The following is a 12985-nucleotide window of genomic DNA, read 5'->3' on the forward strand; positions in this document are numbered from 1 at the left end:
TTATCCTTCCCATACAGTGGGATTCAAGTCTTTAATCTGGTACTTTCAAAATAAAAATCGAATTAAAATCGATTAAAGTCCATTAAAATACCAGATCTAAATACTCCCCTCCCCTACCTATCCCTACAATATTCCCGAATAATAGAAATATAAGCTTTTACATACTGTGGCATATACCTGTTTTTCATATATCCCACAATCAGTGACGTCTGCATTCTATTAAGTCCAACGGAGAAACATAAGCTTGTATCGTCTTTCGCCATACATTGAAAATAACTTTCGGGGGCGAATGCAATTCCTACGCCTTCCATGGCAAGGCGGATGGATAATTCGCTGTTTCGGGTATAGAGCAGAATCTCCGGTGATATCTTATAGTCCTTAAATAGCTTTTGAGCAATACCTCCTGTTGTCTGGTCAGGATATAACAGAATAAATTTTTCATGACTAAATTCCTTTAAGTCTATCCATGGATAACGAAATCCTTTTTTTGTTATTGCGTGGGTGGAGAGGGGATTTTTTTTTGATACAATCATAACGATTTCCTCTGTATCTAATATCTCATAGGTCAGATGTTGTGGGTATTCATAGACATTATACAAGATGAGATCGACAGAGTGATCTTCAAGAGTATGTTCTGCTACAAAATTAACTTCTTCTAATAAGTTGATTTTTACATTGGGATATTGTTTGTGGAAGTCGGTAAGGGTGGGTTGAATAATAGAAGTACCTAACATGATTGGTATTGCAATATTAATACGTCCAGAGTCCTGATTTGTTATGTCATCTAACTCAGACATCCATTCAGAACCATAATCTACAATTTTTTTGGCATAATGGAGGTATCGTTCTCCAATAAAAGTGGGATAATATTTATTACTGATTCTGTCGAATAATTTCGTTCCAAGCTGATGCTCGATGTTTTGTAAATATTTGCTCAGAGACGGCTGGGTAATAAATAATTCTTCAGCTGCTTTGCTTATACTTTGATTCTTTGAAATAGCAAGAATATATCGCGCTTCTTTTAGTTCCATGTTTTCCTCATTTCCATATGTGCGTAGCTACAACTTATTTACAACTATAGCTTTAATGCATAATATTTATAGAATTTATATATTTGACATATATCTATCTTCATTCTATACTGACCATAGTCTAAATTGCAATAATTATTTTGTATCCAATTCAAAAATATATTATTACAATAGAGCAGTGACAAAGGGGTCATATTTAACTATATAATATGACTCCTTTTATTTTTGCTAAAATATCCTGATAAAAGGAGTATAACATGAAAAGAAGTACATCAATAATCATGATAATCCCAGGGCTTGTAATCTTGTTTGTGTGCCTGTTTCTGCCGCTGGTTAAAGTTATTTCGCCTACGATTTTCAGTGGGAATTATGCGATGAGCAATTACATTAATTTTTTTAAGGACGATTATTATCTGGGAATATTTTCAAGAACATTAAGAATTGCTGCAATTACAACTGTCGTGTGTGGAATCTTAGGTGTTCCCACTGCTTATTTTATCAGTTTATGCAATAAGAAATGGAGGGGAATCCTACTTGCAGTCTCCATCTTTCCGCTTATGACAAACTCCGTAATACGAAGTTTTGCATGGATTAATATATTAGGCGGCAGCGGCATTGTAAATTCCTTCTTATTAAAAACTGGAATAATCAATGCGCCCATAAAATTATTATATAGTGAATTTGCTATTATTATAGGCTCTGTATATTTGTTTCTTCCTTTAATGATTGTAACTGTGAGTGGGGTTATGGAAAATATCAGCAAAGATTTAATGGAAGCGGCCGAGAGTCTGGGTGCTGGTCAGTTGAAAGCTTTTATGAAGGTGGTTTTTCCACTTTGCCTCCCTGGAATTATTGTAGGAGAAATCCTGGTGTTTACAGGAACCCTTACTGCATATACAACACCTCAGTTATTAGGTGGAAATAAAAATATGGTATTGTCAACACTCATCTATCAGCGGGCAATGTCACTTTCCGACTGGAGCGGAGCAGCAGTTATTTCTTTTATTATGATTGTATTAACATTAATCGTTATTAAAACGTTTAATATAATTGCAGGGAAAATGGATAAGAGAGGAGAAAAACATGCGTAAACATAAAATGATTACAATATTTGCAATATTTGTATTTATCTTTTTGGTGGCTCCTCTCATTATAATTACGATAACTGCATTTGGTTCAGGATCAGCTATCAAGTTTCCGATTGATTCTTTTTCCCTTAAATGGTTTCCTGTTGTGTTTTCAAAAAAATCATTTAAAACATCATTTATAACCAGCCTTGAGATTTCAACGCTAGCAACGGTGATTGCTATACTGGTTGGTGTACCGGCAGCATATGCACTCACAAAATCCGGAATAAAGGGCAAGCAGATTATAAAATCCATCTTTTTATCACCGGCCATTGTTCCTGGTATTGTAGTTGGGTTTGCATTGTACCAGTCAATCGTATTAACTATGAGAATACCTGTTTTTTACGGATTGTTGGCAGGTCATTTTATGATTACACTTCCTTATATAATTCGAATTGTGGGATCTAGTATGGAGCAGTTTGATTTTTCCATTGAAGAAGCTGCCTGGAGCCTTGGATGTGGTAAAATAAAGGCGTTTTTTAAGATAGTACTTCCTAATATTACATCTGGAATATCAGCAGCATTTATGCTTGCATTTATTAATTCCTTTAATAATATTCCTGTTTCTATGTTTTTATCAGGACCGGGAATTAAGGCATTCCCATCTACCTTAATGAACTATATTGAATATAATTATGATCCAAGCGTATCAGCGGTATCCGTATTGCTGATGCTATGCACTGTAATCATTATGATTATTGTCGATAAAACACTAGGAATTGCTTCACTGGCAAAATAGGAGGAAGAATAAGATGGCATATATGAATTTGAAAAATATAGATGTTAGTTATGATAAAAAAAATCATATCCTTAAAAATTTGAATCTTGAGGTAGAAGAAGGGGAGTTCGTATCGCTTTTGGGACCAAGTGGTTGTGGAAAAACAACAACATTAAGGGTCATCGCTGGATTTATTGAACCCAAAGCTGGAAAATTTCTCATTGATGAAGCAGATATGACTCACGTGTCTGTAAATAAAAGAAATTTTGGACTTGTATTTCAAAGTTATGCATTATTTCCACATTTAAGCGTATATGAAAATATTGCCTTTGGATTAAAGCTCAGAAAAATCAAAAAACTGATAATAAAATCTAAAGTTGAAAATATTTTGACCGTATGTGGACTGACTGATCTGGCAAATCGTTTTCCAAATCAATTATCCGGTGGACAGAGGCAGCGCGTGGCACTGGCCAGAGCTTTGGTCATTGAACCGAAACTCCTGCTTTTGGATGAACCTTTAAGTAATCTTGATGCAAAATTAAGAATTAACATGAGAATGGAAATCAAACGAATTCAAAAGCAACTTGGAATTACGACCTTGTTCGTAACGCATGATCAGGAAGAATGTTTTTCCATATCAGATAAAGTTGCCGTTATGAATAAAGGTGTGATTGAACAGTACGACACACCCGAAAATATATACCAGAAACCTAAAACGGAATTTGTTGCCCGGTTTATAGGGTTTGAGAATTTTATTAACCTAAAACGGAGTGGAGAGCAGTCATTCATTGCTGATAATCAAAACATCTTTTATTCTGATGGATTCAGTGATAAAGAAGAATGTTTAGGTACAATCAGACCAGATGACATTCACATTGCAAACGGGGAACAGACTGAGAATACGATAGATGGAATAATTGGTGTCCGCACATTTCTAGGAAAAGGTTATCAGTATCAAGTAGAGACGAAGCTAGGAAAATTTCTGGTGAATTTATCTACAGATATATTGATGAATGAAGCAGATAAGATAAAACTCTTTTTCCCAAGAAATAAATTAGTTTTGATAGATAAGTCAGAGATTGAATGATTTTTGGCCCTGTCTTTAATATAAATACTATATGAGATATTCTATTTTTGCCATAAGTGAGAAATAGGAATTGTATCCTGCAAAAGCAGGACACAGAATGGAGAAGAAAATGAAAAAAAGAGTAGCTTTATTTTTAAGTGTTATGATTTTGTTGACAGGTTGTGGAACAACTAATGCGAACAATGGAACTGTTGCTAGTACTGAAAAACAAACACTTATATTATCAACCTTCGGTTTAAGTGCAGATATATCTGAAGAAAAGGTATATTCACCTTTTGAAAGCCTGAATAACTGCGATATTGTTACAGATACAGGAACAGCAGCAGAAAGATACACAAAATTATCATCTGATCCTGATTCAACAGTAGATGTAATCGAATTATCCCAGGCATTGACTGCCCAGGGAATTTCAGCTGGTTTATTTGAAAAACTTGATTTAAGCAAACTTACAAATGTGAGTGATATGATTGATGTAGCAAAGACATTTGCTGGAGACGGAAATGGTGTTGCTTATACAATTAACAGCATGGGAATTATATATAATCCTGCTACTGTGGGCCTTGAGATTAAAAGCTTTGATGATTTGTGGAATGCCGTATTAAAAGGAAAAATTGCTATTCCTGATATAACAACTACTTTTGGACCAGCAATGGTTTATATAGCAAGTGATCACAAGGGTGTAAATATAAAGACTGATAATGGAACAGCTGCATTTAAGGCGCTGTCGGAATTAAAGCCTAATATTGTTAAAACTTATACAAAATCTTCTGATCTAGTAAATATGTTTACATCAGGGGAAGTGACTGCAGCAATCGTTGGTGATTTTGCAGTTCCAGTTTTAATGAAAGCAAATCCGAATCTTGTATACTTCACACCAAAGGGTACTTATGCAAACTTTAATATTTTAAGTGTTAACAAAAATTCAAAGCATAAAGATTTAGCTTACAAATATATTAATTACAGAATTAGCAGTGAATTACAGACGATAACAGGACTTGCATTAAATGAAGCTCCTACGAATAAAAAAGTAACATTTACAGCAGCGGAAGCAGCAAATATGACTTATGGTGATGTTGCAGCAAATGCAAAAGCAGTCGATTATTCTTTTGTAAATCCTATCTTAAACAGTTGGGTTGATCAGTGGAACCGTACATTAAATAATTAATTTGTGTTTGTTTGAAAGACAATACATGCAAGCAATTACGATCGGAGAGTACAATGAAGATTGATTTGATAATTAAAAATGCTTATGTTTTTCAGACATACAGACAATGCTTTGAAAAAAAAGATATGGCAATAGCAGGCGACAGAATCTATGATATGGCGCCTGTGATTAACGAAAAAGATTGTAAAATAATTGATGCGACCGGGAAATTTATAATTCCCGGCCTCATTGATATTCATATGCATATTGAAAGCTCTATGACTTATCCAATAGAATTTTCAAAAACAGTGTTGCAATATGGCGTAACCACAGTTGTGGCAGATCCCCATGAAATTGCAAATGTTTTTGGAATGGAAGGGATTGAGGTATTTATGAAGCAGAAAACTAGTTTGGATATTTTTTATGGCATTCCATCCAGTGTCCCATCTACCAGTGAAAACATTGAAACCGCAGGCGCAGTAATTGATATAGCGGAAGTTGAGCAATTATTGCAAAATGATAAAATTATCTGCCTGGGAGAAGTAATGAACTTTAAAGACATGATTTCAGAGGAGAGTACTAGGATTAAAAGAATTATGGAGTGTTGTAAAAAGAACCCAAGGCATATTCTCATTGAAGGACATTGCCCACAATTAACGCATGAAGAGTGTGCCAGATATTTGTTTGAAGGAGTAAGCTCAGACCATACCCAGCAGACGGCAGCCACGATTCTTGAAAAGGTTGATTTGGGTATGTTTCTTGAATTACAGAAAAAATCCTTATCCAAGGAAATATTTGATACAATCAATCAATATTGTTTGTATGAATCGGTAGCACTGGTGACAGATGATACGATGCCAGATGAACTGATCAAAGGACAATTGAATGAAATACTGAAAGAAGCTGTAAGGTTGGGAATGCCAATAGAAAAGGCTATTTACTGTTCAACCTACACTCCGGCGAGAAGAATGCAGCTTTTCGACAGGGGCGTGATAGCACCAGGCAAAATCGCCGACTTTGTAATTTTAAATAATCTAGACACATTTTTGGTAGAACAGGTTTATAAATCAGGAAAAAAGGTCACTCAAGATTGTTTAGATAATTCTTGCGATTATAAAAACCTGTTTCCAAAACATTTTTACGAATCCATTCATTGCCGGAAAGCCAATCCGTCAGATTTTCATATTCCAGTAAAAGAAGGTTGCACAAGTGTAATTGCAAATGTAATTAAAATTTCTAAGTTTGGTACCTTTACAAAGCAAAAGCAGGTGAAGCTGGACGTAAAAGAGGGGGAGATATGCTGGCAGGAAGCCGGGCTATCTTTAATTACCATTTTTGAACGCTATGGAAAAAATGGGAATATTGGCCATGGATTTGTAGAGAATGCATTAAAAGAAAAAGGTGCAGTCGCGACGACTTGGTCACATGACAGCCATAATCTGTTAGTGATTGGAAACTCTGTAAAAGATATGATTGCTGTTCAACATAACATCCTTTCTATGCAGGGTGGATATAGTGTATCTAAGTGCGGAAAAATCATCGCGGAGGCTCCATTAAATATTGGAGGTATTCTGTCGGAGCAGCCACTCGAAGTGTTGGCAGAACAAATAAAAAAGGTACGGGATGCAATTGAAGGATTAGGATATTGTAATAATAATGTAATTATGTCGATTTCGACACTTGCGCTTGTAGTTTCGCCTGAAATAAAAATGACGGACAGAGGACTTTTTCATGTTAAGACACAGACTTTTGTACCTCTGATAGAATAGAATAATCGAAATTAGGTGAATGTATGATAACTTCAATTATAAATGTAATAGTGATAACCATGAATTCTGAAAATGAAGTATTTCCAGATGGATTTATTCAATTTAAAAATGACAAAATTACTTTGATTGGTGACCGAAAGGATTATGTAAAACCTGCAGAATGCGAAGAAATAGATGGCAAAAGAGGAATTCTGATGCCAGGAATGATTAATTTGCATTCTCATCTTGGAATGATTCCCTTTCGTGGATTACAGGATGACTGTGTAGACAGATTGCGAAAATTCCTTTTACCAATGGAAAAAGCCGAGATGTCTCCAGAACTTGTATATGCGTCGACGAAATATGCGTTAAGTGAGATGCTTTTAGGTGGAATCACGACTGTAATGGATATGTACTATTTTGAAAAAGAAACCGCGAGAGCAGCGCAGGATATGTCTATCAGGGCATTTCTTGGAGAGACAATTATAGATGAGGGTGCATGTGATTTTGAAAATCCTTATGAGAGTCTTGAATACGCGGAGGAATTTATTCAACAGTATCAAAACCATCCTCTAATCACTCCTTGTATAGCACCCCATAGTACAACAACCTGTAGTGAAGATGTTTTATGTAAGGCACATGAATTGTCACGTAAATATAGCGTACCATTAACCATGCATATCTCTGAAATGGATTATGAAATACAATATTTTATGGAAAAATATCAAATGTCCCCAATTGCATATATGAATCATCTGGGGATTGTTGATGATAGACTGGTTGCCGCACATTGCATTTATATGAATGACGGTGATTTTGCAATCATGAAGGGAAAAAATGCATCCGTTGCCCATTGTATTGGCTCTAATACGAAGGCTGCTAAGGGAATCGCTCCAGTTAAAGATATGATTGAACATGGAATTACAGTTGGCTTAGGAACTGATGGGCCAGCCAGCGGAAATACTTTGGATATCATCACTCAGTTTAAATTATTTGCTGATTTTCACAAAAATATCAATCGAGACAGAAGTTTATTCCCAGCCAGTTCCATTGTGGCGATGGGAACCATAAATGGCGCAAAAGCGCTACATATAGACGAATATATAGGCTCATTGGAAGCTGGAAAGCAAGCAGATATTGTACTTTTGGAAACAGAGTCTGTGAATATGTTCCCAATTTATGATCCTTATTCAACCCTTGTCTATAGTGCCAATAGTTCTAATGTATCCATGGTATTTGTGGCTGGAAAATGTGTGGTAAAAGATAAAAAATTAAAAGAACATAATTTAAAGGATTTGAGAGAAGAGTTGATGAATCAGATGATGCAGCGGGAAAATAATTTGTTTCAAGAGCATCTGTTATAGTTCGTCTAATTCAAATTGCCAGAGTAAGATGTTAGTTAAGAACTAACTCTTATTCTGGCTTTTCTTATTATTATAGATAAATTAAAGCTAAGTAAAATCGGTCATATTATAGCACCCTATCTTATTGCATTAAAAGTAGTATATATTATCATCTTAAATGAATTTAGAAGAATTTAAACATTGTATAAAACTGGATTCTAGATTATTATTGAATAATAAATCAGATGTTAATTTATTCTATTTGCAATTGAATTATTATTATAACAGAGATGATTTCGATAGAGTTCTTTTTGAAAGCACAGCCGAGTTGCACATTATATTTATACGGTGAAGTAAGAAGAATAGAAAAATCGTATTTAGGAGTGTTGAATATGTGGATAATAAATCATTGAGGAATCTTAGTAATTGTGTATTTATTCAATGTCTGATATACTCCTAAAAGAGCAATATTTGAAGTCTTGCGCAAAATAATAAGTGCATGAGAATATTCTAACTATAATATAAAAAAAGATGAGGAAAATTCAATATGGGAACAGATTCAAAAGTTAATGTACAGCATCTTAAAAAAACTCCTTTAAAAAAAGGAAAGAAAAAGAAAAGAATTATAATCATCATAAGTGTTTGTGTTTTATTCGCTATCATTGCGTGTTTTGCAGTATTTGGGGTACTTGTTTTAAATAGTGCAAAATCATTGAAAAAGCAGGCGGTGGAGGTAAAGAGCGATTTGCAGGTTTCTATGGATTGTATCAAAGCACAGGATTATGATGGGGCTCATACAGCGATTAATAATGCTGAAGAACTGTCAAGATCAATGCAGTCAGAATTAGATAAGTCCATTTGGAAAACCCTTTCTATTAATTCGAGTATGAAGAAGAATATTGCAGCAGTGAATGAATTACTGGATGTGTTACAGACTGCATCTGAGGATGTGATCAAGCCCTTAATTACGCAGATGAGTGAATATCCTATATCTGATCTAAAAAATGAGAATGGGTTTAATGTTGGAACTTTGCTTTCTTATGTAGACTTTGCAGATGAAATGGATGGTAAGATTAGCAATCTGGCATCAAGAATTGATGAATTGCTTCCTAGAATGGATGGCATTCTTGGTCTCATAGACAAAGAAGGAAAGTTCGCAAAATATAAGGATACGATGACAGGACTGAGTACGCAATATAACGAATTAAAAGAGTATTTACCTGTGTTTAAAACGATATTGGGAAACGGGGAGAATCGTTTTTATCTCTTGGTTGCTCAAAATTCATCAGAAATTAGAGCTTTAGGAGGATTCCCTGGATCCATAGGAACGATTCAGATTCAGGATGGTTTCCTTAAAGTTGGAGATTTTCAGTCTGTTTACAAGGTATTACCTTATTATACGCCAACAACAGCTGGTGTGACTGAGACAGAAGTAGAACTATTTGACAATTGGATGAAATTACCAAGAGATGCAGGGTACGATCCTGACTTTTCTAGGGCGGCGTATATTTGGGCACTTTCATATGGGGATATGAATCAGAAACATGTCGATGGGGTGGTTTCATTGGCTCCAACGATTATACAGGATATGTTGTCATTATGTGGAGAGGTTACATTATCTGATGGAACTGTGTTAAACGGAGATAATGCAACAAGAGTATTGCAGTACGACTTATATTTTAAGTATTTTTCAAAGGGTAAGTCTGATTCACAATCAAATGATATAGCCGACGCATTATTTGCTGAGACGGCGAAGAAAACAATGGATTTATTTGAATCAAACTTTAATGTTAAAGAGGCTAAGAACTATTTCTCAATATTTTCAAAAGGAGCAAAGAATAGAAGTATTATGCTCTGGATGGCTGATGAACAGGAAGAAGCATTTTTGATCGAAAGCGGATGCTCAGGGGTATTAAATACAGGTAAAAATAATGCTGTGGCAGGCGTGTATTTTAGTTGCAATGACCCATCAAAGTTAGGCTGGTTCATTGATATTAATACAGAAGTTGGGGATGGAGTTATGAATGCTGATGGTACATATACCTATGATGTAAAAGTTATTCTGAATAACACGATTAGCAGCGAAGAGTTATCTAAGGCAAGTGGATATATCTTAGGCAATTATAATGGAGCTATGAAGGGATATGTGCACCTATTCGCACCTACGGGAGGTACAATCTCTAGTTTTGAATCGAGCAATAAAATGAATATATTGGATGCTAATTACCAAGGACTTCAGTTAGGATACTGCCTCAATTTGAAGATTTATCCAAATAACCCAGTTGAAATTACTTATAAGGTGACGACGGCAGTGGATGTGGTTGGTCCATTAACGATAAGCGCAACTCCTACTTTACAGAATTATAGATAAAAATACGATCAGATGTATGCGTATCAGAGCCATTCAGTAAAATGGGTATTAGTAATCAATCAGCATATCGGAAAATAGGATGTGTTGATGCAGTTGAAATCGGAATTATATATTTAGCGAGAGGGGGCTTAATATAGTGGAAAATCATTTGGAATTAGTAGCAAAATCTTACGATAAAGGCATTGATTTGGGTCGAAGAGGGATTGATTTATATAAAGAATTACCAGAGCATATTAGAAACAATCCAGGCTATCCTTTATTTCAAAAGATGCAAATGGACGGGATACTTTCAGATAGTGGGCGACAAGAAATTATAGATTATTTATCTCCTACTACAGATATGAATTTTATTGATCTTGGGTGCTGCCTAAATCTAATGTTTGGTGGATACAATAAATGGCCATCAACATATTATGGTGTTGATATTAGTAGCAAAACAATTCAACTACTTCATGAGTTTGTCGCAAAGAATAATTTGACAATTGGATCATTATATTGCGGTAGCATGCATGAAACACCTTTTGATACTAACTTTTTTGAAATAGGAGCATGTATTGGATCTCTCGAGTATTTTGAAAAAGACTTCGTTGAAAAAGCTATTACCGAAGTTTATCGAATTTTAAAGCCATATGCGAAATTTGTTCTTGATGTTCCAGACATTGGGAGCCCGGAGTGTGAAATTACGATGGTGATAGAGGAATATTTAGGTAGAACTGATAAATTTGATATGTCATGTTATGAATTTGAAGACATGTTAGAAGATTACTTTGAAATAGAAATAAAAGAAAAAGTAGGACCTATGATTCAATATTTCTTGAGTTGTAAAAAATAATAGAGTGGTTACTTGAAATGAAGTCTATTATATGTTAAACTATAGACAATTAAAGAATAAAACGACGGTTGCCATTATATTACTAATAGGCAAGAAATCGACTTTTTGGGTGGAGAGTCTCTAATTTAGAGACCCTCCATTTTTGGCGTCCAATTTATTAAAATTAAAGGAGATATAACAAATGACTAATTTTCTAGGAAATTCAAATATTATAATTATATTGATTATACTCATTGTTTCGCTATTCGTATTATCAAAATCAGCAGATATATTAGTTGATAATGCTGTGAAACTATCAAAAATCTGGGGATTACCAGAAATTATTATTGGAGCGACTATCGTTTCAGTAGGAACGACCCTTCCTGAGCTCTCGGCATCAGTTACTTCAGCATTACAGGGAAATGGGAGCTTTGCGTTGGGGAATGCAGTGGGATCCATCATAACAAATACCAGTTTGATTATTGGAATTGGAGCTTTGTATGGTAAGATTCCAGTAGATAGAAAGTCATCGCAGAAATTAAGTATTCTAATCTTAGCGGTTTTTCTTCTGATTTTACCTACAATGCCATATAAAATCAATGGAAATGCTGGACTTATACCACAATGGATGGGATTTGTTTTCCTAATATTAATTCCTGTTTATCTATTTTTTCTGGTTAATCAAGAAAATAAAGAGGGAAAAAAGAAGAGAAAATCTAAATTTATTTATGAAAAAGTGAATGAAAAAGCGGATGAATTAGTAAATGAAAAAGTGAATGAAATAATAAAAGAAAAAGTACAAGAAAAAATGAAGAGTAATATTACAATCATCATTTTACAATTATTTTTTGCAGCTTTAATCATTGCATTAAGTGCATCAAGTTTGGTTGCGTCGGCACAAGTTTTGGCAGTAAGGATTGGAATCCCAGATGTTATAATTGCCTCAACTTTAGTTGCCTTTGGAACTAGTGTTCCTGAGTTAAGTACTTGTATTAGTGCAGCAAAAAGAAAACATGGTGGACTTGCTATAGGAAATATTATGGGCGCAAATGTTTTGAATATTATAATGGTAGTAGGAACAGCGGCTGCGCTTACACCAGGCGGAATAGAAGTATCGCAGGAGTTTTACAGCATAAACTTTATAGCATTAGGAATTATAGTAGCAGTATTTGGTTATTTTGCATATAATAGTAAATTTGATGAAATAAGTAAAAAAGAAGGCATTTTTCTGATTTCGATTTATTTGTTATATTTAGGGGCCAATATAGTAAGTGCTTTTTAATGCTCAGTGGAAAGCAACTTTTAGTTCTTTGCAGCAGGTAGTAAGTGGTTTTATTATTCGGTAATTAACATATTATAATGCTATATTATGGAAATAGAGTGCATAATAATTGAGGCGAGTTTGAATTTTCTAACTATTCGTGCTATAATATAAACTATAGACATTATACAAGAAGGTCTAGTTAAAAGAAAATGGATATACTATTACAACAAAATGACAGAATCAGTCAACTGCCGATTGTTTGAATTCTACTGAACTAAAATAGAAGGAGTAATGATATGTTAATTAAAGCTAAAATAATAAATGATTATAAATTGAGCAGC

At 34.4% G+C, this 12985-nt stretch carries 10 protein-coding genes; 9 read left to right on the top strand and 1 reads right to left on the bottom strand.

Annotated elements, in window-relative coordinates:
- Window positions 1–113 precede the first annotated feature (113 nt).
- Entirely contained in the window at window positions 114–1031 is a 918-nt protein-coding gene (locus BMY18_RS04240) for a LysR family transcriptional regulator (protein ID WP_092450873.1), read from the bottom strand.
- Between the two features lie 257 nt (window positions 1032–1288).
- Between BMY18_RS04240 and BMY18_RS04245 the strand changes: the two genes are divergently transcribed.
- The 9 genes from BMY18_RS04245 to BMY18_RS04285 all read left to right on the top strand — a co-directional run bounded on the left by BMY18_RS04245 (window position 1289) and on the right by BMY18_RS04285 (window position 12662).
- Entirely contained in the window at window positions 1289–2122 is an 834-nt protein-coding gene (locus BMY18_RS04245; RefSeq protein WP_092450875.1) for an ABC transporter permease, read from the top strand.
- The gene (locus BMY18_RS04250; protein WP_092450877.1) at window positions 2115–2897 is read left to right on the top strand and encodes an ABC transporter permease; all 783 of its coding nucleotides are present in this window, start codon (window positions 2115–2117) and stop codon (window positions 2895–2897) included. The genes BMY18_RS04245 and BMY18_RS04250 overlap by 8 nt, the downstream gene beginning before the upstream one ends.
- A gap of 13 nt (window positions 2898–2910) precedes the next feature.
- Window positions 2911–3963, top strand: coding sequence for an ABC transporter ATP-binding protein (locus BMY18_RS04255; RefSeq protein ID WP_092450879.1), 1053 nt, complete (start codon window positions 2911–2913; stop codon window positions 3961–3963).
- A 109-nt stretch (window positions 3964–4072) separates the two neighbouring features.
- Window positions 4073–5128, top strand: a complete 1056-nt coding sequence (locus BMY18_RS04260) for an ABC transporter substrate-binding protein (protein ID WP_092451022.1) — start codon at window positions 4073–4075, stop codon at window positions 5126–5128.
- Window positions 5129–5181: 53 nt separating this feature from the next.
- Window positions 5182–6876: an adenine deaminase C-terminal domain-containing protein gene (locus BMY18_RS04265; protein ID WP_092450881.1), complete on the top strand. Its 1695-nt coding sequence runs from the start codon at window positions 5182–5184 to the stop codon at window positions 6874–6876.
- 23 nt (window positions 6877–6899) lie between these two features.
- Window positions 6900–8219 carry an amidohydrolase gene (locus BMY18_RS04270; RefSeq protein ID WP_092450883.1) on the top strand — a complete coding sequence of 440 codons (1320 nt, stop codon included), beginning with the start codon at window positions 6900–6902 and terminating at the stop codon, window positions 8217–8219.
- A 526-nt stretch (window positions 8220–8745) separates the two neighbouring features.
- On the top strand, window positions 8746–10569 hold the full coding sequence (locus tag BMY18_RS04275; RefSeq protein WP_092450885.1) for a DUF4012 domain-containing protein: 1824 nt from the start codon (window positions 8746–8748) through the stop codon (window positions 10567–10569).
- A gap of 136 nt (window positions 10570–10705) precedes the next feature.
- The gene (locus BMY18_RS04280; protein ID WP_092450887.1) at window positions 10706–11401 is read left to right on the top strand and encodes a class I SAM-dependent methyltransferase; all 696 of its coding nucleotides are present in this window, start codon (window positions 10706–10708) and stop codon (window positions 11399–11401) included.
- A gap of 181 nt (window positions 11402–11582) precedes the next feature.
- Window positions 11583–12662 (top strand): calcium/sodium antiporter, encoded by a 1080-nt coding sequence (locus tag BMY18_RS04285; RefSeq protein WP_092450888.1) that lies wholly within the window; start codon window positions 11583–11585, stop codon window positions 12660–12662.
- Window positions 12663–12985 lie beyond the last annotated feature (323 nt).

Source organism: [Clostridium] fimetarium (assembly GCF_900111235.1).
In the GTDB taxonomy this organism is placed as follows: Bacteria; Bacillota; Clostridia; order Lachnospirales; family Lachnospiraceae; genus Clostridium_N; species Clostridium_N fimetarium.

Coding starts and splice junctions, on each gene's coding strand:
- BMY18_RS04240 (WP_092450873.1), bottom strand. CDS start 1,031: ATGGAACTAAAAGAAGCGCGATATATTCTTGCTATTTCAAAGAATCAA.
- BMY18_RS04245 (WP_092450875.1), top strand. CDS start 1,289: ATGAAAAGAAGTACATCAATAATCATGATAATCCCAGGGCTTGTAATC.
- BMY18_RS04250 (WP_092450877.1), top strand. CDS start 2,115: ATGCGTAAACATAAAATGATTACAATATTTGCAATATTTGTATTTATC.
- BMY18_RS04255 (WP_092450879.1), top strand. CDS start 2,911: ATGGCATATATGAATTTGAAAAATATAGATGTTAGTTATGATAAAAAA.
- BMY18_RS04260 (WP_092451022.1), top strand. CDS start 4,073: ATGAAAAAAAGAGTAGCTTTATTTTTAAGTGTTATGATTTTGTTGACA.
- BMY18_RS04265 (WP_092450881.1), top strand. CDS start 5,182: ATGAAGATTGATTTGATAATTAAAAATGCTTATGTTTTTCAGACATAC.
- BMY18_RS04270 (WP_092450883.1), top strand. CDS start 6,900: ATGATAACTTCAATTATAAATGTAATAGTGATAACCATGAATTCTGAA.
- BMY18_RS04275 (WP_092450885.1), top strand. CDS start 8,746: ATGGGAACAGATTCAAAAGTTAATGTACAGCATCTTAAAAAAACTCCT.
- BMY18_RS04285 (WP_092450888.1), top strand. CDS start 11,583: ATGACTAATTTTCTAGGAAATTCAAATATTATAATTATATTGATTATA.